Annotated in this window: 20 protein-coding genes; 15 read left to right on the forward strand and 5 right to left on the reverse strand. The window is 54.3% G+C overall.

From position 1 onward, the window contains the following. Positions 1-131: 131 nt before the first annotated feature. Positions 132-2,210 (forward strand): CocE/NonD family hydrolase, encoded by a 2,079-nt coding sequence (locus AC6I6N_RS17200; protein ID WP_264672050.1) that lies wholly within the window; start codon positions 132-134, stop codon positions 2,208-2,210. Positions 2,211-2,271: 61 nt separating this feature from the next. Here AC6I6N_RS17200 and AC6I6N_RS17205 read toward each other — a convergent pair whose 3' ends face one another. Beyond that, positions 2,272-2,940: an alpha/beta hydrolase gene (locus AC6I6N_RS17205; RefSeq protein WP_094197719.1), complete on the reverse strand. Its 669-nt coding sequence runs from the start codon at positions 2,938-2,940 to the stop codon at positions 2,272-2,274. Further along, positions 2,937-3,491: a ribosome biogenesis factor YjgA gene (gene yjgA, locus AC6I6N_RS17210; protein ID WP_497943690.1), complete on the reverse strand. Its 555-nt coding sequence runs from the start codon at positions 3,489-3,491 to the stop codon at positions 2,937-2,939. Before yjgA ends, AC6I6N_RS17205 begins: the two co-directional genes overlap by 4 nt. A 66-nt stretch (positions 3,492-3,557) precedes the next feature. Here yjgA and pmbA point away from each other — a divergent pair, with 66 nt between their 5' ends. The 9 genes from pmbA to AC6I6N_RS17255 all read left to right on the forward strand — a co-directional run bounded on the left by pmbA (position 3,558) and on the right by AC6I6N_RS17255 (position 12,103). After that, positions 3,558-4,925: a metalloprotease PmbA gene (gene pmbA / locus AC6I6N_RS17215; RefSeq protein WP_121739586.1), complete on the forward strand. Its 1,368-nt coding sequence runs from the start codon at positions 3,558-3,560 to the stop codon at positions 4,923-4,925. Positions 4,926-5,208: 283 nt separating this feature from the next. Then, positions 5,209-6,312 (forward strand): TRAP transporter substrate-binding protein DctP, encoded by a 1,104-nt coding sequence (locus AC6I6N_RS17220; RefSeq protein ID WP_321268758.1) that lies wholly within the window; start codon positions 5,209-5,211, stop codon positions 6,310-6,312. Between the two features lie 479 nt (positions 6,313-6,791). Further along, a complete protein-coding gene (gene rplM / locus AC6I6N_RS17225; protein ID WP_094197715.1) occupies positions 6,792-7,220 on the forward strand; it encodes a 50S ribosomal protein L13 in 429 nt (142 codons plus the stop codon). Positions 7,221-7,229: 9 nt separating this feature from the next. Further along, a complete protein-coding gene (gene rpsI / locus AC6I6N_RS17230) occupies positions 7,230-7,622 on the forward strand; it encodes a 30S ribosomal protein S9 (protein WP_094197714.1) in 393 nt (130 codons plus the stop codon). A 159-nt stretch (positions 7,623-7,781) separates the two neighbouring features. Next, positions 7,782-8,840, forward strand: coding sequence for an N-acetyl-gamma-glutamyl-phosphate reductase (argC, locus tag AC6I6N_RS17235; RefSeq protein ID WP_094197713.1), 1,059 nt, complete (start codon positions 7,782-7,784; stop codon positions 8,838-8,840). Between the two features lie 35 nt (positions 8,841-8,875). After that, the gene (locus tag AC6I6N_RS17240) at positions 8,876-9,613 is read left to right on the forward strand and encodes a DUF6776 family protein (protein WP_249460202.1); all 738 of its coding nucleotides are present in this window, start codon (positions 8,876-8,878) and stop codon (positions 9,611-9,613) included. An 80-nt stretch (positions 9,614-9,693) separates the two neighbouring features. Then, a complete protein-coding gene (gene erpA, locus AC6I6N_RS17245) occupies positions 9,694-10,062 on the forward strand; it encodes an iron-sulfur cluster insertion protein ErpA (RefSeq protein ID WP_003801826.1) in 369 nt (122 codons plus the stop codon). Between the two features lie 1,061 nt (positions 10,063-11,123). Beyond that, positions 11,124-11,342 (forward strand): helix-turn-helix domain-containing protein, encoded by a 219-nt coding sequence (locus AC6I6N_RS17250; protein ID WP_321268764.1) that lies wholly within the window; start codon positions 11,124-11,126, stop codon positions 11,340-11,342. After that, complete coding sequence (locus AC6I6N_RS17255) at positions 11,339-12,103, forward strand: hypothetical protein (RefSeq protein ID WP_321268765.1); 765 nt, start codon at positions 11,339-11,341, stop codon at positions 12,101-12,103. Before AC6I6N_RS17250 ends, AC6I6N_RS17255 begins: the two co-directional genes overlap by 4 nt. Here AC6I6N_RS17255 and AC6I6N_RS17260 read toward each other — a convergent pair. The 3 genes from AC6I6N_RS17260 to AC6I6N_RS17270 form a co-directional block, all read right to left on the reverse strand. Next, positions 12,025-13,224: a DNA (cytosine-5-)-methyltransferase gene (locus AC6I6N_RS17260; protein WP_321268767.1), complete on the reverse strand. Its 1,200-nt coding sequence runs from the start codon at positions 13,222-13,224 to the stop codon at positions 12,025-12,027. The genes AC6I6N_RS17255 and AC6I6N_RS17260 overlap by 79 nt on opposite strands. A 607-nt stretch (positions 13,225-13,831) precedes the next feature. Then, complete coding sequence (locus tag AC6I6N_RS17265; RefSeq protein WP_321268769.1) at positions 13,832-14,929, reverse strand: anhydro-N-acetylmuramic acid kinase; 1,098 nt, start codon at positions 14,927-14,929, stop codon at positions 13,832-13,834. A 3-nt stretch (positions 14,930-14,932) separates the two neighbouring features. After that, positions 14,933-16,162, reverse strand: coding sequence for a M23 family metallopeptidase (locus AC6I6N_RS17270; RefSeq protein ID WP_497943691.1), 1,230 nt, complete (start codon positions 16,160-16,162; stop codon positions 14,933-14,935). Positions 16,163-16,541: 379 nt separating this feature from the next. Between AC6I6N_RS17270 and tyrS the strand changes: the two genes are divergently transcribed. The 5 genes from tyrS to ribD all read left to right on the forward strand — a co-directional run bounded on the left by tyrS (position 16,542) and on the right by ribD (position 21,509). Then, complete coding sequence (gene tyrS / locus AC6I6N_RS17275; protein ID WP_063689900.1) at positions 16,542-17,768, forward strand: tyrosine--tRNA ligase; 1,227 nt, start codon at positions 16,542-16,544, stop codon at positions 17,766-17,768. Between the two features lie 19 nt (positions 17,769-17,787). Continuing rightward, entirely contained in the window at positions 17,788-18,423 is a 636-nt protein-coding gene (locus AC6I6N_RS17280; RefSeq protein WP_094197706.1) for a YbhB/YbcL family Raf kinase inhibitor-like protein, read from the forward strand. A gap of 184 nt (positions 18,424-18,607) precedes the next feature. Further along, positions 18,608-19,858 carry a serine hydroxymethyltransferase gene (gene glyA / locus AC6I6N_RS17285; RefSeq protein WP_094197705.1) on the forward strand — a complete coding sequence of 417 codons (1,251 nt, stop codon included), beginning with the start codon at positions 18,608-18,610 and terminating at the stop codon, positions 19,856-19,858. A 36-nt stretch (positions 19,859-19,894) separates the two neighbouring features. Continuing rightward, positions 19,895-20,356: a transcriptional regulator NrdR gene (gene nrdR, locus AC6I6N_RS17290; protein WP_094197704.1), complete on the forward strand. Its 462-nt coding sequence runs from the start codon at positions 19,895-19,897 to the stop codon at positions 20,354-20,356. Between the two features lie 4 nt (positions 20,357-20,360). Beyond that, the gene (gene ribD, locus AC6I6N_RS17295; protein ID WP_108728560.1) at positions 20,361-21,509 is read left to right on the forward strand and encodes a bifunctional diaminohydroxyphosphoribosylaminopyrimidine deaminase/5-amino-6-(5-phosphoribosylamino)uracil reductase RibD; all 1,149 of its coding nucleotides are present in this window, start codon (positions 20,361-20,363) and stop codon (positions 21,507-21,509) included. Positions 21,510-21,851: the final 342 nt, after the last annotated feature.

Consider the following 21,851-nt stretch of genomic DNA (forward strand, 5'->3'; position numbering starts at 1 on the left):
TGTCCCGACTCACTCAACGGTGTCGGGACTATGATGCGCTCGTGATGGCAGGCAGCACAGCGTTTGAGCGCGGCTGCCGCCACATCAATGGATGGTGCTCAACACCGACGGCACTTTATACCGGGGACACAATGATGCGATTGAATCTGGCTGCTGTGCAGCGATGGCTGCTTGGTTTGTTCTTGATTGGCGGTCTGCTGGCTTGTTCCGGGCAGACAACGATGTCGTCAGAAAAAAACCATTACGAGTTCTCCCTGGAGAACGACAGCTTGGAAATGCGGGATGGCGTGCGCCTGGCGGTGACGTATTACCGACCGTTGGCCAAAGCACCGGGAGAAACCTTCCCAGTCATTCTGGAAATGCTGCCCTATCGCAAGGACGATTTTTTTGCGCTGGGTGACTACGAGTATGGCTCTTATTTTGCCAAGCGGGGATATGTGGTGGCGCGGGTCGACGTGCGTGGCACGGGAGGTAGTACTGGCCCGGTCCCTGTCAGCGAATATTCCGCTGCCGAGATTGCAGATGCCCAGGAGCTGATTGATCAACTGTCCCGCCAGAGCTGGTCCAACGGCAAGGTGGGTATGTATGGCTTGTCCTGGAGTGCGTTCAATTCCTTGATGACAGCACACAGAAAACCGCCTGCACTCAAGGCCATTATTGCGGCACACGGTTCTACCGATCTGTTCTACAACGACGTTCACTATATTGATGGTGCCTTGCATATCGACTCCTATGCGCACCAGATTGATACCGATAACGCCATGCCGCAAAGCCCGGAGTATCGGATTGATCAGGAGTACTTCAAGAACCGTTTTGACCGCGAGCCCTGGATTTTTACCTGGCTGCGTCAACAGCAGGACGGAGATTTCTGGCGCGCCGAGTCTCTGGCCTTCAAGAAGCAGCCTTTGGAAGTGCCGGCCTATTTGATTGGTGGCTTGCTGGATGGTTATCGCGATTTTGCGCTGGATGTCAGTCGAACCTCGAAAGCCCCTGTGATTGTGGAGATGGGACCCTGGAACCATGCCTGGCCGGAGTATGGTGTACCTGGCCCGAATTATGAGTGGCGCGAGAAGGCGGTGCGCTGGTGGGACTACTGGCTTAAAGATATAGATACCGGGATTTTGGATGAACCCCGCCGGATGGCCTTTATGCGTACCGGCCATGCTCCGGCTACAGATCGGCAAACCGTGCCTGGTTATTGGCGCTGCGATTCGCAATGGCCCGTGGAGGGCGCGAGGACTGAACGCCTGCATCCTCAAGCCGGGCACCAACTGGAGGCTATTGCTCCTGCCTCAGGCTTGGCCCAGACCTTACCTTACAAGGCCGGAGCGGGTTTGGCGGGGGGCGGCTGGTGGGGCGAGCAGACGGGGGACATGTCAGCCGACGATGCCCATAGCCTGGTTTATGATTCCGCACCTTTGAGCCAGGCCATGGAAATCATGGGCATGCCCAAGGTAAGCCTGAAGGTAGCGGCTGATGCGCCTTTTTATCAATGGACGGTACGGCTGGAAGATGTGGCCCCCGATGGGCAGGTTTCTTTGGTCAGCGGGGCAATCATCAATCCCTCTCAGCGTGTTTCGCGTCTGGAGCCTCAGGCCTTGGTGCCGGGTGAGGCGACCAACCTGGAGACCTCCATTCACTTCACCACATGGCGTTTCAAGCCAGGCCATCGCATTCGTTTGGCGGTAAGCAATGCGCAGTTTCCCATGGTCTGGCCCAGCCCGACGGCGGGTGTCACCAGTCTGTTTCCGGGGGTTGATACCTGGGTGGATTTGCCGGTGGTGCCTGTGCGGGAGCAGGGCACGCAGGCTTGCATCATGTCGCCACCCCAGGCTAGCGAAGCGGCTCCCTTTGGTCGCACTATCGACGGCGACGGTCCTGTATTCAGCAGCGTTCGTAACGAAGAGACGGGTGATGCGATCTTTACGACCAGCAACGAGCTTAGCTGGGTGTTGCATGACAATTTATACCGTTCCGAGGAAATGTATCGTTGGGAGGTCAACGACGCTGCACCCGCCAAGGCGCGCTATCAGGGCGATCGGCGCAATGTGTTTAGCATCCAGGGGCGGGAGATCGATATGTCCGCCCAAGCCCGGATCGAGTCCGATGAGTCTTATTTCTACCTGACATTTACGCGGGTGCTAAAGGAGGATGGGGTGCTGGTTCGGGAAAAGAGATGGCAGGAGCGTATCGCTCGGGTGTATCAATAAAAAGCTGAATCAAGAAAAAACGCCGCTGTGATTGCAGCGGCGTTTTTTTCTTGTGAGCTGATTAGCGCAGTACCTGCTTCAGAAAGTGACCAATCGCACTGATTTCTTCCGGGCAAACCGCGTGGGGCATGGGGTAGACATTCCATTGCACCTGATAGCCCATGGCCTCCAGCTGCTGACGGCTGGCTTCGGCACGGGTCAGCGGTACAACTGGGTCCATGTTGCCATGCGCCATGAAAATAGGTGTGTTTTGATTGGCCTGATGGCGCTCGTTTTCTACTGCTGCGGCCAAAGGCAGGTAACCGGACAGACAGAGCATGCCGGCCAGACGTTCGGGCAAGCGTAGTCCTGTTTGCAAGGTCATGGCACAGCCTTGCGAGAAACCGGCCAGCACAATGTTTTCGGTAGGAATGCCACGGGCATTTTCGCGTGCAATCAGGTTTTGCACCTCGATCTGAGATTTACGCAGTCCGCTTTCATCCTCGTGACGTACCAGGTCAGCTACATAAATGTCGTACCAGGAACGCATGGCCATGCCGCCGTTGATGGTGACGGGCTGGATGGGGGCGTGCGGGAAAATGAAACGGATAGCGGGGGCGTTTTGCAGGCCCAGCTCTGGCACGATAGGGGCAAAATCGTGGCCGTCGGCACCTAAACCATGTAGCCAGATAACGGCATGCTGGGGATTGGCACCGGTTTCAATTTCAATCGACTCAAGCAGCGGGTTCATGCGGACTCCGAAAGATCTACCAAGGTCTTGATGTACTGGTACAGGGCGCGGTAGTGTTTGCGCTGTGGATCCTGGCCTTGTACCAGTGTGGCATTTTTCTCCGCCTCTTTGCGTGCGGCACGAATCAGGGTGCGCAATTGCTGGACATCGGCGCCGGAAAATTCATTCATGAATTCAGTCAGAGCGTCGTCATCACGCAACAACAGGTCGCGCAGCGCTTCCAGCCTGTGCATGGCACGGGTGTCTTCCTTGGAGCCGTTTTCCCAGACGTCCAGTTGTTTTAGGATCGGTTCGGGATCCACATTGCGCATCAGCTTGCCCACATAGTGGATTTGACGGCGGCGTCCTTCACGGGCCGTCGGGCTGATGCGCTTGGCATCCTTGATGGCGGCCATTAAGGACTCGCCCAGATCAAGTTGTTTGAGTCGGTCGTCCGAGAGCTCGATCAGGCGTTTGCCTAGGTCAAGCAGAGCGTGCATTTCGCGTTTTACCTGCGATTTGCTGGGGCGGTCGTAACCGTTTTCATCGATTTCAGTGCGTGGACGGGCCATAGAAGTGAAATAGCAAAGATTGTCGCCAATTGGCTATGATAACTGCCTAACCCTCAAAGAGTAGCAATGAGTCATCCAACTATTTCCCAATTGTCGATCAGTGCCAATCAGTTCCAGTTTTGCGAATTGGTAGACGAGGCGCTGCGGCATGCCAAAAAACTGGGCGCCAGTGATGCTGCCGTCGATATTTCAGAAAACAAAGGTCTGGCCGTCTCGGTGCGCCAGATGGAACTGGAAACGGTAGAGCAGACGCAAGACCGCTCCTTGGGTGTGACGGTGTTCGCAGGCCAGCGCAGTGGTTCGGCCTCGACCTCGGACTTTTCAGTCAAGGCGCTGCGTGAAACGGTGGAAGCGGCCTGGCATATTGCCCGCTATACCGCTGAAGATCCGTTCGCCGGTCTGCCTGAAAAAGACATGTTGGCCCAGAGCTATCCCGATCTGCACTTGCATCACCCCTGGATGCTGGATGCCGATCAGGCGACCAAGCTGGCGATCCGTGCCGAGCAAGCCGCGCTGGAGCTAAGCCCACTGATCAGCAATTCCGAAGGTGCATCGGTCGATACGCTGGAAGGGCACTTTGTGATGGGCAACAGCCGCGGCTTTTTGGGTGGCTATCCCTACAGCCGTCATTCGCTCAGTGTCAGCCCCATTGCCGGCAAGGGTGATCATATGCACCGCGATTACTGGTACAGCAGCTCGCGTGATCCTTCCCGTCTGGCCAGTCCCGAGTCGGTTGGCCGTTACGCGGCCGAGCGTACCTTGTCGCGTCTGTCGGCCCGCCGTATTCCTACTGGCCGCTATCCGGTTTTGTTTGAAGCTCCGCTGGCGGTAGGCTTGATTGGTTCCCTGGTGCAGGCCACCAGCGGGTCGGCCCTGTATCGCAAGACCAGTTTCTTGTTGGACTCGCTGGGCAAGTCTGTCATGGCCAAACACATTGATGTGCTGGAGCGCCCGCATTTGGCGGCCGCTATGGGCAGTGCGCCGTTTGACTCGGAAGGGGTACGTACGTGCGACCGCGATGTTGTGCGTGGCGGAGAGCTGAAAGGGTATTTCTTGTCCTCCTACGCAGGTCGTAAATTGGGTATGCCCTCTACGGGGAACGCCGGTGGTTCGCACAACTTGCTGCTTAGCTCGCGTCTGACCCGTCCCGAGGACGATTTGGAGGCCATGTTGAAGAAAATGGGCCGTGGTTTATTGGTTACCGAGCTGATCGGCCAGGGCATTAATTACCTGACAGGCGATTACTCGCGGGGTGCCTTTGGCTACTGGGTGGAGAATGGCCGTATTCAGCATGCGGTCGAGGAAGTCACGATTGCGGGCAATCTGGCCGAGATGTTCGCGCAGATTGTGGCTGTGGGTGCCGATACCTTTGCCGCCGGTTCCAAGCGCACGGGTTCCATCTTGATTGAACAGATGTCGGTGGCCGGTTCCTGATAGCTGCTGTCTGGAGTACCTGGCCAGATTGTGATGTCTTGGCTCAGGCAAGCGGCCCGTCAGCGACAAGAGGATGATGGCCTGAATTCGGAGTTATTTGTGGTTCAGGCCGTGTTGCAGGCAGTGTCTGGCATAGGCTCCAGGTCAAAGGCCCGGCAAGATAAGGCCGAATTTGCGGGATAATCCGGGCTTTCACCGCACCCCATTCGGGGCGCGCCAGTGTACTATCCATAGCATAAAAATATTTCCCCATTTTCGTCGAATACCCACAAGGAGGTTATTCATGCAGCGTCGCTCGTTTCTGAAAAAGGCAGGTCTTGGCGCCGTAGCCAGTACCGCCGCTGTTGCTGCCCCTGCTATTGCCCAAAGCAATCCCAAGATTAACTGGAAGCTGACCTCGACTTACGGTCCCGCTACCCCGGCTCTGTTTTCGACTGCCCAGGCGTTTTGCAAGATGGTTGAGGAAGCCTCCGATGGCAACTTCAATATCCGTCTGTACCCTGCGGGTGAAATCGTCCCCGGTTTTGGTGTGATGGACGCTGTTAGCAATGGCACGGTCGAATGTGGTCAGACGGCCTCATATTACTACTACGGTAAAGATCCTTCTTTCAGCTTTGACACAGCGGTGCCATTTGGCCTGAACGCTCGTCAGATGAATGCCTGGATGCAGGAAGGCAATGGCACCAAGCTGCTGCGTGAACTGTTCGCCACCCGTAACATCATCAACTTTGCTTTCGGTAATACCGGCACCCAGATGGGGGGGTGGTACCGCAAGGAAATCAATTCCCTGGAAGACCTGAAAGGTCTGAAGATGCGTACCGCCGGTTTTGCCGGTGAAGTGCTGGCCCGCATGGGTGTGGTGCCTCAGCAAGTGCCGCCAGGCGATATTTACCCATCGCTGGAAAAAGGCACACTGGACGCCGTGGAATTCGTCGGTCCCGTGGACGATGAAAAGCTGGGCTTCCAGAAAGTGGCCAAGTACTACTACTACCCCGGTTGGTGGGAAGGTTCCGCCCAGGTGTCGCTGTACGTGAACGATGCCGCTTTCCAGGCACTGCCCAAGCAATACCAGTCCCTGATTGAAACGGCGTCGCGTGCAGCTGGCGAACGCATGATTTGTCAGTATGACGCGCAAAGCCCGGCTGCATTGCGTCGTCTGATTGCCAGCGGTGCCGTACTGAAAGCCTTCCCGCGTGACGTGATGGACGAGGCTTTCAAGACCTCTAACATCCTGTACAAGGAGTTCTGCGATAAGGACCCCATGTTCAAGAAGATTCACGACGACTACATGGGCTTCCGTGACGCGATCGTGCCTTGGTTCCGTGTCGCTGAAGGTTCCTACGACAACTACCTGGGTATCGCTCTGGCGAACCGGAAAAAAGGCTGATCCCAGAACCTGGGTCCGGGCAGAGCAATCTGTGCGGATTCGACAGGCCGGCCTTGTTAACCCCTGTTTTCCAGTTGGAAGCAGGGGTTTTTTGATGGTTGGTGTTCTGGAGCAAAGGTTTGGCCGGATTATTAAGAGCTAAAGAGGTAGGCGGCAGGCGAAACTTTTTGGGGGCTGGGGAGGTTTCTGGTGTAAATCCGGCAAAGACTCCCAATGCTGCTGAAGGAGTGTGCAGATCCCAAAATGCGTTTTCCCTCTATGAGAGCGCCCTCGGATGTGGCAAAAAACCTGTGTTTTTGTACAAAACCCTAGTGTTATCCACTATTTATGTTATTATGGCGAGCTATTTGGCATAAATGCACGGGCGGAATATAACGTCTTGGCAGGGTCAAATGGAGCTGCCTGGCTTGAGAAAGCGGGTGGATTGTATGGGCCAGGCATGTTGCTTTGACCCAGAATTTTAATATTTAGGAACCATCATGAAGACCTTCGTGGCCAAGCCGCTTGAAGTCAAACGTGACTGGTTTGTGATTGACGCTAAAGGCAAAGTCCTTGGTCGTGTGGCCAGCGAAGTCGCACGCCGTTTGCGTGGTAAGCACAAACCCGAATACACCCCTCACGTTGATACTGGCGATTACATCATTATCATCAACGCTGCTGACATTGCCGTGACCGGTAACAAGGCACAGGATAAGAAGTACTATCGTCACTCGAATTACCCAGGCGGTATTTACGAAACCAACTTCCAAACCATGCAAGAGCGCTTCCCTGGCCGTGCCGTTGAAAAGGCCGTCAAGGGTATGTTGCCTAAGGGCCCTCTGGGCTACGCCATGGCCAAGAAACTGAAGGTTTACGCTGGTGCCGAGCATCCTCATAGTGCTCAACAGCCTAAAACTCTGGACATCTAAGGATAGGTCATGATCGGTAACTGGAATTACGGTACGGGCCGTCGCAAGACCTCCGTCGCTCGTGTCTTCATCAAGAAGGGTTCGGGCCAAATCGTAGTCAACGGCAAGCCTGTTGACGAATACTTTGCTCGCGAAACGGGTCGCATGATTGTGCGTCAGCCACTGGTGCTGACCAACCATGTTGAATCGTTCGACATCAAGATCAACGTGCATGGCGGCGGTGAAAGCGGCCAAGCCGGTGCTGCCCGTCACGGCATCACCCGCGCTCTGATCGACTACGACGCAACACTGAAGACAGAACTGAAACAAGCTGGCTTGGTGACTCGTGACGCTCGTGAAGTTGAGCGTAAGAAAGTCGGTCTGCACAAAGCACGTCGCCGCAAACAGTTCAGCAAGCGTTAATTCGCCTCGCGACCTGTTTATGGTGCTCAAAAACCCCGGACCTGTCCGGGGTTTTTGTTTGCTGGCTACATTTGTCCTGCTTCGCCCGGTAAGGTGCTTCAGAACAGGCAGGACTACGTTAAGATAGAATTTTTGCTCGTCTCTCTTTCAGGAAAGTTCATGGCTACACATAGCGATACCCGGATCAAGGTAGGGATTGTTGGCGGTACAGGTTACACCGGGGTCGAGCTGCTGCGTCTGTTAAGTCAGCACCCCCAGGTGGAACTGGTCGCCATTACTTCGCGTAAAGAGGATGGTGTGCCGGTCTCGGATATGTATCCGAACTTGCGTGGCCATGTGGATCTGAAGTTCTCTACCCCTGAAAACGCCAATCTGGAACAGTGCGACGTGGTGTTTTTTGCCACTCCGCATGGTGTGGCCATGAGTCAGGTCGAACGTCTGCTGGAAGCGGGTGTACGTGTTATTGACCTGGCTGCGGACTTCCGCCTGCAAGATACGGACGTGTTCCAGAAGTGGTACAAGATGGAGCACAGTTGCCCGGACATCCTGAGTCAATCGGCTTATGGTTTGCCAGAGCTGCTGCGCGACAAGATTGCTCAAGCCAAGGTTATTGGTAACCCTGGTTGCTACCCCACTACTGTGCTGCTGGGCCTGGCCCCCTTGTTGGAAGGCGCGCTGGTTGATACCCAACATCTGATTGCAGACTGCAAATCCGGTGTGTCCGGTGCTGGTAAAGGGGCTTCGGTTCCCAATCTGTTTGCCGAAGCCAGTGATAACTTCAAGGCATATGGCGTGTCGGGTCACCGTCACCATCCGGAAATTGTGGAACAGTTGCAGCGCCTTGCTGGTGGTCCGGTCGGTCTGACCTTTGTGCCCCACTTGGTGCCTATGATTCGTGGCATGTTCTCCACGATCTATGCGCGCATCAAGCCCGAAGCCATGGATACAGACTTCCAGGCCTTGTACGAGCAGCGCTATGCCAAAGAGGCTTTTGTGGACGTGCTGCCTGCCGGTACCCTGCCAGAAACCCGCTCGGTGCGTGCTTCTAACCAGCTACGTATTTCCGTGCAACGTCCTGGCAATGGCGATCAACTGATCATTCTGGTGGTGCAGGACAACCTGGTTAAGGGTGCGTCGGGTCAGGCTGTGCAGAATATGAATATCTTGTTCGGCCTGCCCGAGCAAACCGGCTTGAAGCACGTTGCTATTTTGCCTTAAGGGGAACTTGGCCTTGGTGAATAGGTCAAATATTTATGGCTGAATCACCGCAAACCCATTCTCATACACTCGCTCCTCCCCGTTCGCGGGGTGGGGTGGTGACGATTGGGCTGGCCGTTTTACTGGGAGTGCTTCTGGGCGGCGGTGGGCTGTGGCTTTACCGCAGTCTGACTCAAGCTGGTGACCAGTCCGAACAAATTCAGCTGGCGATGCAGAATCTGGCGCGTAGTCAGCAATCCCTGCAGCAGATCCAAACCGAGTTTGAGGTGCTGCGCGGGCAATTGGTGCTGGAAGAGAGTACACGTAAGGGGCTGGAAAAGTCCTTGTCGTCTACTCAGGCTGAGCTGGCGCAGACACGTGAGCAGTTGGCCTTTTACGAGCAGTTGCTCCCGCCCGGTCCCAGTGGTTCTGTTACTGTTCGGGCTATGGATGTTGTCCAAAGGGGTGATTTGCTGGAGTACAAGGTGTTGCTGCAGCGTAACGCCCCAGAAGGAAAGACTTTTTCAGGTCGCCTGCAGTTTCAGCTGACTGGGCGGCAAGACGGAAAAAACGTTAAAATCGATTTATCACCCAGTTCCGGGCCGGACTCGGTACTGACAGAGTCGTCTGTAGAACAGATCGATCCTTTGGTTTTAAACTTCAACCAGTTTCAGCGCGCTATGGGTTGGCTGGCTTTGCCGCCAGGATTTGAACCCACCGCCTTGACGCTGAACGTCCTGGAAGGAAGCGTTATCCGTGCTTCTCGCCAGGAAAAAATCGCCCCGCCAGACTAATCACCTTACCCGCGGGTGGTCATGTGCAAGGCGATCACATGATAATTATTCATGCCGGCGGGGGCCGGCAGGAGAACCACATGAGCACTCTTACCGAATCCGTTGATCTGCAAGCCCCTCCTTCCCCACTGATTTTTACCGATTCAGCGGTTGAGAAGGTCCGTGAGCTTCTGATTGAAGAAGGCAGCCCCGAACTGAAGCTGCGCGTCTTCGTGCAAGGTGGCGGCTGTTCCGGCTTCCAGTACGGCTTCACCTTTGATGAGCTGGTTAACGACGACGACACCATTATTGATAAAGACGGCGTGCAATTACTGGTTGACGCCATGAGCTTCCAATACTTGGTGGGCGCAGAAATTGATTACAAAGACGACCTGGATGGTGCTCAGTTCGTTATCCGTAATCCTAATGCGACAACCACTTGTGGCTGCGGCTCGTCCTTCACGATGTAAGAAGGCAAGGCTGGCGCTGATTGAGGAGGCCCCGACCTTTTGGATGATGGGGTCATTATGAGCCAGTAAAATGAGTTTCCTGTAAATGTGTTTTGGCGTAGGGCTTGGTGGTGTGTGTTGTCGTTAGGTCTGTTTCGCCAAAGTTCGGTTGGATGCCGGTGGTGCTGTTGGGCTGGGTCGAGTTCAGTTGTATCGACATTGAGGTGGCATAATCACCAGCGAATTGATGGAGGTGCTGGAGCGAGAGAGCAAGGAGCTGCGCTGTGCCAATGAGGTTTTGATGTTAGTCAACATTTTTCGCTTAGGCGGAGTTCGGCCGTGAGTTGGGTAAGTAAATGCCTGCATTGATCGAAGCCGGTGTGCCTAGGGGGGGCAACAGGTCTATCTCTGTGCTAATTCTTAGCCGATGTACGCCGTACTTTCATCAAATTTCCTCCTCGAAATGCAGGGTAATTCACAAGGCCGCTGGTTTTTTTGGAAGTTGTGATTTTATTGGGAATGGTTAATGGATACGTCCCTGCTGGAGCTTTTGGGGGAGGTAATATTCATTCCGTATTTTGTATGGTGAGTAGTGCATTTGACTAAAAATCGTAGCACAAGCCAGGCTGTTCTATGTGTCCACAGCATCGTGGAGTTTATGGGGGGGTGGATACCTAGAGGCATGGTGACCATAAAGCTTATTTTGTTGTAAAAGAGCCGTCTTGGGTGCTATGGAGTGGATGAATGATGCGCTGTTTTTGGATTGTCCTGTTGTCTTGAAGAAAGTTGTTTGAAATTGCTGCCATACTTTCTCTGCGTTGTAGTGCCCTTTAATACTGATGTCGTTGCGAGTAGCATCTAGGTGGGGTATCAGTAGGGCAGTTTAATATTCAGTTCTGTATAGAGTTTTGGGTTATCGCTTCACGAGTGAGTCTGGTTAGAGACCGCTCCCGTTTGCCTTAAAGAGGGAGTTAGCAAGACTGTTAATTAAATGCTGAAGTATCACTTTTGCCCTAGTGCTCTCCATCGTGTGTGACTTATCAGCTGTAGACGAATAGGTAACAGCCCCAGAAAATATAAAAATGAGTATCAGAAAAACCGTGGGTGAAAATGTGCGGCGCATACGTGTGGGGAAAGGATGGTCGCAGGAAAGTCTTTCAGAAAAGTCTGACCTTCATCGTACCTATATCAGCGGCGTTGAGAGAGGAGTTCGAAACCCTACTATTGAGATAGTGGAGCAGATCGCATTTGCTCTAGGGGTGCCTGTCACTGAACTTTTCAATGAGGTTTTTGAGGGATGACTATTTTTTCTACAGAAGAACAATTAGAGCAAATAGCTAAATATTTGCAGGCGTACGCGCGAATCCCCCATTTCCAGGGTGATACGGTCCCTGGAGATATAATGGAAAAAATAATAGCTCTCGTTCGCGGTGGTATTCAGCTGCCAACGTATGACTACGTAGATGTGTGCATTAGGGGGAGTGTGGGGTGGCAAGTCAAGTCAACTAAAAATTCGACGCCATTGACTTGGAAGCGAGCTAAAGTACCGAATGCTCCATCACTTATAGAGGCTTCAAAAGCTGGGCGAGCCGAGGCAAAAGTCCTTGGCGACGCTATCATCGAGTTTTGTAATAGGCATGCGGCTCATAGCCTTGCACGCTATGATTTGAAAGAGATAGGCTATGCACGGCTTATTATGTTTCCAGATGGTGGCGCAATTTATTTTGAAAGATCAATTTGCGTTGCGGCCGAACCTTGGGTATTCAATAAGGATGAATATACTTGGCATTGGACTGATCAGAAAGTAAGTGCAGTTAAAGAGCAGCTACCCTCGTTTACAGGAACTAATCTACGTACGGGTAGGAAAAGCTTCGCTTGGCATGGTCTCGGTGAAAACCAACTTCACTTTCCAGGTGAAAAGGAATGGTGGCCGGATGTCACGATCCCTACAGCGCCCGGAGAGATAAACTTTTCAGCTGATGGTCATGCCATAGCATTCAGACTTGCTAAAGATAAAGTATGCTGGGATGCCCTAACATCGTTTCTAACTGAGGCTACTTGATTTTGCATATGGTTCGCCACTAATGTGGCCAGTAAAGGAGGTACAGCGTTCCCAAGTTGTCCCGCTTGATCGGTATAACTGCCTATAAATTTATAGTGATCTGGGAAGCTTTGTATGCGTGCAATCTCCCGAATAGTCAATGTCCGTATGTCGACGGGATGCCCCCATCTACCCGACCCAGGGTGAAACACCCAGCGTGTAATCGTAGGTGCGATCATGTCCTTTGTGAGCCTACCGTAAGCTCCACTATAACCGCCTTTGGTTTGCAAGTGTTTTGGTAGATCTTTCAAGCCCTGGCCTGGCTGAATCGACGCAAGACGCTCATACTGAAGACTGGCTAAACGTCTAGCTACATGGTTTGTTGTTGCGGTGAGTGTTCCTCGCATTCTTTTTTGATATTCGTTTTGAGGTAGTGAGGCGTACTTGGTTAGAGCCTCGCCCTCACCGTGCCTGACACTAGGTAAGTCTCCTATGGCTTCCCAAACCGATATGTGTTTTTTTTGGGCAAAAAGATCATGGGTGGTATCATCAGATTTCGTGCGGGGGTAATTAGTTGGGGGAGGCGGTGAAAGCTTGATGTCAAATCGGTTCGCCATAAAGAAAGCTCGTTTTCGACGTTGCGGCACGCCGTAGTCTGCGGCGTTCAGTATGGCCGTTGTAACCGTGTATCCTTCATCCTCTAAACGCGAAATAATCTCTTGGGAGTACGCCTCTTCAAAACCATTTTTCATTTCTGCCACGTTTTCCATGAGGACCATTTTTGGTTGTAGTGTTTCGCAATAGTCCAAAAATGATTTAACTAGCAGATTTTTTGGGTCTTCCAAAAAACGGTTGCGACGGGGTACATTCTTCGAGAAACCTTGACAGGGAGGTCCCCCCGCTAACAAGTCGAGTTCGCCTGGTGAGATTCCCACCTCAACCATAAAGTCGTTCGGCGAAACAGCGGTAATATCTGTAAGCAGTGCTTTTGCATCTGGAAAATTGTGCTCAAAGCTAGCAATATATTTCTTTTCCACATCAATTCCCGCCACGATTTCGAAGCCGGCCTGTTGTAGTCCGACTGAAATGCCGCCACAGCCACAAAACAAATCTATTGCCCGCAATTTTCCTGAAAACACCATAAATCCATTCCTTAGAATCGAACGCAATGTTACTTATAGTATGCAAATTGCGCTAAGTTTGCAACCGGTCTATCAATGAGACAAGCTCCGTGCTGCCGGCAAGTCTGGCTGAAGCCGGTTTTGCTAACGTAACGATTAATGCAGCATCATAGTCGTAGACGCCCATAAAGGGCCAATAAGCATGTTATCAGCGTTATTCAGACTCAGGATACACGACTTTTATTCGGTTGCAGTGGGCAAAAAGGTCACCGCAGTTGCGACGAGCAGCGGGTTTAACTGGAGAAAGCTGTATCGTTGGATGCCATAGGGACAAAATCTTGGATGAGAAAGCGCTGGTATAACGGAGAATTGCTTATAGGGATAGCACAGTTTTTTGATCAGAGCTACTCCTTGATCTAGAGGGTTTTTTATACGCCCAATGTTAGGGTGTCGTTCTTTCGCCTGGCTCGGGCGACCGGCGAACGAGAAGAGGTCTCGTGAAGTCTGATTGCGGTTCACGTGATATGCTCAATTGCCCTAGGGATTAAGCGGTAGCTGTCCATAATCAGTCGGGACGCTGATCGTAACAGAGGCACGCCCGGCTGTGGTTCGCCAATATTCTTTACTGTTAAGCCGGATAGCAGGCACCCAGAACCGTCGCGCGCCGTGCGCCTGTTACAGCGGGCAGTCCGGCAGGAATACGCTCGATATGCGCGTAGGCCAGCCAGGCAAAGGCCAGTGCTTCGATGGATTGCGGATCCATGCCCAGTTCCGCGCTGGAACGGATTGGTATCGCCACCAGATCGCCCAGGCGTTTCAGCATGGCGGGGTTGGCTGCGCCACCGCCGCACACAATCAAGTCCTGAATATGATCTGAGTAAGGCTGAATGGCCTGCGCAACGCTGTGTACGGTCAGATCCATCAGAGTGGATTGCACCACAGCAGGCTGAAGCTCGCCTTTCGGATCAATACGATCCAGATGCTCCTGCAGCCATCCCAAGTTAAATAGATCACGGCCTGTTGATTTAGGCGCAGGCAAAGCAAACCAGGGTTCGCTCAGCAGGCTGGCAAGCAAGGCAGGGTCAGAGGCGGCGCTATTGGCCCATTGCCCGTCTTTGTCGTAGGACTGGCCTTGATGTTTGTTCACCCAGGCATCCAGCAGCATATTCGCCGGACCAGTATCAAAACCAAAAACATCACAGCCAGGCAGTAGCAGGGAAATATTCGCAATCCCGCCCAGATTCAGAATGACGCGCCCGTGTTCGTGACGGAACAGCGCCTCATGAACAATAGGCACCAAGGGTGCGCCTTGGCCGCCAGCAGCAATATCTCGGCTGCGGAAATCTGCAATCACATCTATTCCGCAGCGCTCGGCCAGCAGGGCAGGGGCATTCAATTGCAGGGTGTAGCCCTGGTCGGGCGCATGGCGGATAGTTTGCCCGTGTACACCAATCGCCCGGATCAGATCTTTCTCTGGGCCTTGGGTCCAGGGCTGGCAAGCCTGGGCGTAGAGCTCTGTCAACTGCAGGGCGGCAACACTGGCGCGGGCCAGTTCATTGTGCCCGGGATGCTGCAAAGCCAGCAGCTCGTCTCGCAGAGCGGCTGGCATGGGCAGGCTATGGGTTTGGTGTACTTGCGCCCCCTGCGGACCGAAGGATGCCAGTACGGCATCCACACCGTCCATGCTGGTACCGGACATCAGTCCGATAAACAGGGGGGCTTGCATGGTTTAGCGGCTGGCCAGCTGTACGGGTTCAGCATCTGTGTGCAGCAAGGCAAAGTTGCTCTGGTAGGAAGCCAGGGTCTGCTGGAACTGTTTGCGCTGCGGCGCATCCAGGACGCGGGCTACTGGCAGGTCTACCGACAGAGGGTCAACGGCTTTTTGGGCAATTCGGAATTCGTAATGTAGGTGCGGACCTGTTGCCCAGCCGGTCGAGCCAACATACCCAATCAGTTGACCCTGTTCTACGCGGTCTCCTTTGCGCAGACCAGCGGCAAAGCGACTTTGGTGGGCGTACAGCGTGGTGAACTGACCGTGATGCTTAAGAATGATGGTGTTGCCGTAACCGTTCTGGCGACCTATGAATTCCACTGTGCCATCTGCCGTGGCATGGATGGGGGTGCCAGAGGGTGCTGCATAGTCTACGCCTTTGTGGTTACGCCAGCCGCCATGCACCGGATGGCGGCGACCACCAAAAGTCGAGCTGATACGGGTGAACTTCAAGGCCGTACGCAGAAAAGCACCTTTGAGGCTTTGGCCGCTGAAATCGTAATAGCCACCAGAGCCGTTTTCGGGCTGGAACCAAGCAGCTTCATGGGTTTTGCCCTGATTATTGAACTCCACTGCCAGCAAGCGGCCTGAACCTACGTCCTGGCCTTCATGGCCGTAGGATTCGTAGACCACGCGGAAGCTGTCGCCTTTGCGCAGGTCTTTCAGAAAGTCGATTTTGCTGCCCATCACATCCGCCATTTGCAGGGTGATGTTGTCGGGGATACCGGCCTGATCACTGGCGCCAAACAGCGAGCTGTTGATGGTGGCCTGGGCCACTCGTACTCGGGTTTGGGCCAGATCGCTCTGTTCCTGGGCGATAAAGCCGTTATTGCCATCAGGGCGCACTTCCAGCCAGCGGGCTTGGCCTTGGCCGGATTGCTCGGAATAGGGGGTATGACGGTAGCGCAGCCACTGCAAATTGCCGTTGGCATCCAGTGCGGCTTGTATGGCTCGACCTGGGTACAGCTTGTAGATCGAACGCGCCTTTTTATCATGCGTCAGAAATTGCAATAGCCCTTCTTCACTGACTTCCATGCGCTGGAGCAGGGCGGACAAGGTGTCGCCGCGGCGGATACGGGTTTCAGTAATGTAGGCTTGCTGGTCCTGAGCCTGTAGCACCGTCAGCTCCGAAGGCAGGGTCAAGGCAGTGCGGGCTTGGTAAATCTGGGGTTCCGGGCTGCTGGGCATGACCACGGCAAGCGCACCCGCAGCGACAAAGGAGCCAAGGGCAAGCGCGATTAAACCGGTGCGGATAACTAGGGCTCGGGCGAACCGAGGCTGGTGGATGTCGAGGTGGGAGCAGGAGCGTTTCCCTTTGCTGAACATAAAACCAGAACCTTGTTGGATGTACGGTTTACTGTCCGCTTGGCTGGCAAGCGGAGGTCAGTTGTACTGGGCGGACAGAACATTCCTGCCCTGGCAATCTGACCTGCGCGGGAATGATAAAATGGTTTGTTTACGAAACCTTGCTCATTTATTAAGCACGTCTCGCAATAGCAGGCTATCCTAGCGCATTAGGCTTAATTTTTCGAGCATTTTTACTCATTAGTTTGTCACCAGATTTGTTATGTCATCCCCCTCAGAGCCCCTTTCTCCAGAAGTCCTGGCTGATTTAGCCATCGTTAAACGCGGCTGCGACGAATTGCTCGTCGAATCCGAGTTTGCTCGCAAACTGGCGCGCAGCCATGCAACGGGGCAACCCTTGCGTATCAAGCTGGGGCTGGACCCCACGGCTCCTGACATTCACCTGGGGCACACGGTGGTGCTCAACAAGATGCGCCAACTGCAGGATTTGGGGCATACCGTCATTTTTTTGATTGGTGATTTCACCTCGACCATTGGCGATCCTAGCGGGCGCAACACGACTCGCCCGCCTTTGACGCCGGAACAGGTTATTGCCAACGCCAAGACCTATTACGATCAGGCTGCACTGGTTCTGGACCCGGCCCGTACCGAAGTTCGCTATAACTCGGAATGGTGCGATAAGCTCGGTTCGCGCGGCATGATTCAGTTGGCCTCGCGTTATACCGTAGCCCGCATGATGGAGCGTGATGACTTCACCAAACGCTTTAAAGCGAATCAACCTATTTCGGTGCACGAGTTTTTGTACCCCTTATTGCAGGGCTACGACTCCGTTCAATTGAAAGCCGATGTTGAATTGGGCGGCACCGATCAGAAATTCAATTTGCTGGTTGGTCGTGAATTGCAAAAAGAATATGGTCAGGAACAGCAATGTATTTTGACCATGCCATTGCTGGTGGGTTTGGACGGCGTAGAAAAAATGTCCAAATCCAAAGGCAATTACATTGGTATCAGTGAAACGCCGGATTCCATGTTCGGCAAATTGATGTCCATCTCCGACACCTTGATGTGGCGTTACTTCGAGCTGTTGTCTTTCCGTAGTCTGGAAGATATTGCCGGTCTGCAAAAGCAGATCGAAGAAGGCCGTAACCCACGTGAAGTCAAAGTGGAGCTGGCACAGGAGATCGTCACACGTTTCCATAGCGCCCAAGCAGCCGCGCAGGCACTGGAAACGTTCGATGCCCGTTTCCGCCGTGGCGAAATGCCCGAAGATATGCCCGAGGTGACCGTGGCCGGTGAATTGGCCTTGCTGCGTGTCTTGCGCGAAGCGGGTCTGGTTGCTTCCGGTAGCGAGGCCCAGCGCAACGTGGAGCAGGGCGGCGTGCGCATCAATGGCGAACGTGTGGACGATAAAGGTTTACAACTGGAGCCGGGCAGCTATGTGCTGCAAGTGGGCAAGCGCAAGTTTGCGCGAGTCACTTTGACCGGCTGATTGATTGTGGAGGTCTGCAATGAAACTGCGTAGTGATTCTTTTCAAGATCAGAGCGTGATTCCCGAGCGTCTGGCATTTTGCCGTTACGACGCACAATCGAGAGTCGCCTTGGCCGGTAACGCCAATCCGCATTTGGAATGGTCCGATGTTCCCGAGCAGACCCAATCTTTCGTGGTTATTTGCCACGACCCCGATGTCCCTAGTAAGCCGGACGATGTGAATCAGGACGGGCGTGAGGTACCGGCGGATTTGCCTCGGGTGGATTTCTTTCATTGGGTCTTGATTAACGTCTCGCCCGAGCTGCGTAGCCTGGCAGAAGGCTCTTATTCCAAGGGCATCACGCCACGTGGTAAAGCCGGCCCACTGGCTCTGGACGATACGCGCCAGGGCGTCAATGACTTTACCAATTGGTTTGCCAGCGACCGCGACATGAACGGTGATTACTTTGGCTACGATGGCCCGTGCCCGCCGTGGAACGATGCCTTGCCGCACCGTTATGTCTTTACGGTCTATGCCCTGGATATCGCCGAGCTTCCTTTGGAAGGGCGCTTTACGGGTCAGGATGTGTTGCGCGCCATGGAAGGCCATATTCTGGGCCGTGCATCCCTGACCGGCCTATATACCGTGAATCCCCGTTTGATTCAGCAGCCCTGATTGCCCTGGGCGGACTATTTGAGTTTTTTTCATATTCTTTTGAGTCCGCCCGCTGCCGCCTTACTTATTTCCGCATTTTTTGGGGTTTCTGCCACCGGAGACGTTTGTCTGGGTGGTTTGATGCGCTTCCGCGCTAAAATATTGCTTTCTTAGTTTGCTACCTACTTTATCCTTAGGAACCCTCATGTTTGACCGTTCTGCGACTCTTGACAAAGTTGATCCCGATCTTTGGGCTGCGATCCAAAGCGAAGATGTGCGCCAGGAGCAGCACATCGAGCTGATCGCCTCGGAAAACTACACCAGCCCCGCCGTGATGCAGGCCCAGGGCACACAACTGACCAACAAATACGCGGAAGGTTATCCTGGCAAGCGCTACTACGGCGGTTGCGAGTTCGTGGATGTGGTCGAGCAATTGGCTATCGACCGTCTGAAAGAGCTGTTTGGTGCTGAAGCGGCCAATGTGCAGCCCAACTCCGGTTCGCAAGCCAACCAGGGCGTGTACATGGCTGTACTCAAGCCCGGTGATACCGTTCTGGGCATGAGCCTGGCTGAAGGCGGTCACTTGACCCACGGTTCCCCCGTGAATGCCTCGGGCAAGCTGTACAACTTCGTGTCCTACGGTCTGGACGAGAACGAAGAGCTGGACTACGACGAGTTGGAGCGTCTGGCCAAAGAGCACAAGCCCAAGCTGATCGTCGGTGGTGCTTCGGCTTACGCCCTGCGCATCGACTTTGAACGCATGGCTCGTATTGCTCATGAGAACGGCGCCTTGTTCATGGTGGACATTGCTCACTACGCTGGTCTGGTGGCTGGTGGTGCTTACCCCAACCCTGTGCCTTACGCTGACTTCGTGACTTCTACGACTCACAAGTCCCTGCGCGGTCCTCGTGGTGGCGTCATTATGATGAAGGCCGAGCACGAAAAGGCCGTCAATTCGGCTATTTTCCCCGGTATCCAAGGTGGCCCACTGATTCACGTGATCGCCGGTAAGGCCGTTGCTTTTAAAGAAGCCTTGGCTCCTGAGTTCAAGGATTATGCCGCTCAGGTCGTAAAGAACGCCGACGTGCTGGCCCGCACTCTGGTTGAGCGTGGTCTGCGTATCGTGTCCGGTCGCACAGAAAGTCACGTGATGCTGGTGGACCTGCGTCCCAAGGGCATCACGGGTAAGGTGGCCGAAGAAGCGCTGGGCAAGGCTCACATCACGGTCAACAAGAACGCCATTCCTAACGACCCTGAAAAGCCCTTTGTCACCAGCGGTGTGCGTTTGGGTACGCCTGCCATGACCACTCGCGGTTTCAAGGAAGCCGAAGCGGAATTGACGGCGCATCTGATTGCTGATGTACTGGACAACCCTCACGACGAAGCCGTTTTGGCGGACGTTCGTCGCCGTGTACACGAGCTGACTGCCAAGTTGCCCGTTTACTCCTCCAAGTAATCCAGCCGGAGCGGGCCGCAAGGCCCGCGATCTTGAATGAAGTGTCCGTTCTGCCACCATGCCGATACCCAGGTGATCGACTCTCGAATCACCGAAGAAGGCGACGCCATACGGCGACGTCGCAAATGCTCGGCCTGTGAACGGCGCTTCACGACTTACGAGCGTGCTGAGCTGAGCCTGCCCGTCGTGGCCAAGCGCAATGGCACTCGTATGGATTTTGATCCCGCACGTCTGCGGGCGAGCATGGGTGTTGCACTGCGCAAGCGCTCTATCCCCATGGCTCAGGTCGATGCCGCTGTGCAGCGCATCGAAGAAAAACTTCAACTGACTGGCGAGCGCGAAGTCTCTTCCGAGACCATAGGCGAGCTGGTCATGGCCGAGCTCAAGCAATTGGATCAGGTGGCCTATGTGCGCTTTGCCTCGGTCTACAAGAGCTTCAAGGACATCCGCGAGTTCGTACAGGCGATCGACGAAATGAACGATCCCGACCGCGGCTAAGGCGATGGTCGAGCAAGAAGACGTCATCTGGATGCGGCAAGCCCTGGAGCTGGCCGAAAAATCCCTGTATATCAGTGCTCCCAATCCACGAGTCGCCTGCCTGATTGTGCGCGATGGCCAATTGCTGGCTTCAGGTTCCACGCAGCAGGCGGGTGGGCCTCACGCTGAAGTGATGGCCTTGCGCCAAGCCAAAGAGCGCGGCGTCAATGTGGCCGGGGCTACTTTCTACGTCACCCTGGAGCCTTGCAGTCACCACGGGCGTACGCCTCCCTGTGCCGACGCCCTGATTAAAGCAGGTGCCGGGCGAGTCGTCTTTTCCATGTACGACCCCAACCCCTTGGTGGCAGGCAATGGTGTTTCGCGCCTGCGTCAGGCGGGAATTACGGTAGATGGCCCTTTGTGCGTCGAGCAGGCGCTGGCGATCAACGCTGGTTTCTTTGCCCGCATGACACGTGGACGCCCCTGGTTGTGGATGAAAATGGCCGCCTCGCTGGATGGCCGCAGTGCCTTGCCCGATGGCAGCTCTCAATGGATTACCGGGCCGCAGGCGCGTGACGATGGTCATCATTGGCGCGCTCGCAGTTGTGTCGTGTTGACGGGCATAGGTACGGTTAACGCGGACAATCCGCTAATGAATGTACGGGCGGTTTCTACGCCACGTCCACCCATCAAAGCCGTGCTGGACACGCATTTGCGTCTGACCCCCAATGCTGCCTTGCTGGATGGCTCGCCTTGCTGGGTATTTAGCCATCGTCGGGATCCCGAACGCGAAGCCGAGTTGGCAGATCGCAATGCACAAGTCATTCCCATGCCTTTGCACGAAGGTCAGGTGGATGTGCGCGCCGTTCTGGACTGGATGACAGATCAGCAGATCAACGAAGTCCACGCAGAAGCAGGGGCGCGTCTTTCTGGTGCCTTGATTGATGCAGGTGTGGTTGACCAATTGCTGATGTACCTGGCCCCCAAGATTCTGGGGCAGGGACGAGGCGTGGCCGATATTACCGAGCTGGCCGGGCTGGACGATGTAGAGCCGTTCGAGTTTACCGATGTGCGCTTGCTAGGTGCCGATCTGCGTGTTCTGGCACGCCAACGCGATCATTGGGAAGCCTTGCTGCGAGCCGTCGGTGGGGCGTATCCGCCGGACTCGGAATAAGTCAGGTATTGCTGTTCGGTCTGGCGGCCAGATACTGCAAAGAGCATGCCTTCAAGCCTGTGAATTTGAGCCTACCGTTTTGCTGACCCTATCACCTTGACTGTGGCCTTGAGGCAAATGCCGATGGTCGTTTGATTAAGTCTGCCGAGCAGTATCAATCGTCTCTTTAGAAGCAGGCCAAGAGTCCGAACTCACGATACATTGAGACCAGGCTTATCCTACGGTTCAGCAGTCAGTAACCACTCAGCAACAAGGCTTAGCCCAAAAAAATTTCAGCACTTGCCTTATAAGGATAAGTGCTGCTATTATTATGGACTTGGCATTAGCAGCTTCAAATTGCTT

The sequence above is a fragment of the Alcaligenes sp. LTN-3 genome, from assembly GCF_059735605.1.

Bases quoted from the DNA above. Each gene is read 5' to 3' on its own strand.
- argC (WP_094197713.1), top strand. From the start codon at position 7,782: ATGGCTACACATAGCGATACCCGGATCAAGGTAGGGATTGTTGGCGGT.
- yjgA (WP_497943690.1), bottom strand. From the start codon at position 3,491: ATGGCCCGTCCACGCACTGAAATCGATGAAAACGGTTACGACCGCCCC.
- glyA (WP_094197705.1), top strand. From the start codon at position 18,608: ATGTTTGACCGTTCTGCGACTCTTGACAAAGTTGATCCCGATCTTTGG.
- AC6I6N_RS17260 (WP_321268767.1), bottom strand. From the start codon at position 13,224: ATGGTGTTTTCAGGAAAATTGCGGGCAATAGATTTGTTTTGTGGCTGT.
- AC6I6N_RS17205 (WP_094197719.1), bottom strand. From the start codon at position 2,940: ATGAACCCGCTGCTTGAGTCGATTGAAATTGAAACCGGTGCCAATCCC.
- AC6I6N_RS17265 (WP_321268769.1), bottom strand. From the start codon at position 14,929: ATGCAAGCCCCCCTGTTTATCGGACTGATGTCCGGTACCAGCATGGAC.
- AC6I6N_RS17220 (WP_321268758.1), top strand. From the start codon at position 5,209: ATGCAGCGTCGCTCGTTTCTGAAAAAGGCAGGTCTTGGCGCCGTAGCC.
- ribD (WP_108728560.1), top strand. From the start codon at position 20,361: ATGGTCGAGCAAGAAGACGTCATCTGGATGCGGCAAGCCCTGGAGCTG.
- AC6I6N_RS17240 (WP_249460202.1), top strand. From the start codon at position 8,876: ATGGCTGAATCACCGCAAACCCATTCTCATACACTCGCTCCTCCCCGT.
- AC6I6N_RS17250 (WP_321268764.1), top strand. From the start codon at position 11,124: ATGAGTATCAGAAAAACCGTGGGTGAAAATGTGCGGCGCATACGTGTG.
- nrdR (WP_094197704.1), top strand. From the start codon at position 19,895: ATGAAGTGTCCGTTCTGCCACCATGCCGATACCCAGGTGATCGACTCT.
- AC6I6N_RS17200 (WP_264672050.1), top strand. From the start codon at position 132: ATGATGCGATTGAATCTGGCTGCTGTGCAGCGATGGCTGCTTGGTTTG.
- AC6I6N_RS17255 (WP_321268765.1), top strand. From the start codon at position 11,339: ATGACTATTTTTTCTACAGAAGAACAATTAGAGCAAATAGCTAAATAT.
- pmbA (WP_121739586.1), top strand. From the start codon at position 3,558: ATGAGTCATCCAACTATTTCCCAATTGTCGATCAGTGCCAATCAGTTC.
- rplM (WP_094197715.1), top strand. From the start codon at position 6,792: ATGAAGACCTTCGTGGCCAAGCCGCTTGAAGTCAAACGTGACTGGTTT.
- erpA (WP_003801826.1), top strand. From the start codon at position 9,694: ATGAGCACTCTTACCGAATCCGTTGATCTGCAAGCCCCTCCTTCCCCA.
- rpsI (WP_094197714.1), top strand. From the start codon at position 7,230: ATGATCGGTAACTGGAATTACGGTACGGGCCGTCGCAAGACCTCCGTC.
- AC6I6N_RS17280 (WP_094197706.1), top strand. From the start codon at position 17,788: ATGAAACTGCGTAGTGATTCTTTTCAAGATCAGAGCGTGATTCCCGAG.
- tyrS (WP_063689900.1), top strand. From the start codon at position 16,542: ATGTCATCCCCCTCAGAGCCCCTTTCTCCAGAAGTCCTGGCTGATTTA.
- AC6I6N_RS17270 (WP_497943691.1), bottom strand. From the start codon at position 16,162: ATGCCCAGCAGCCCGGAACCCCAGATTTACCAAGCCCGCACTGCCTTG.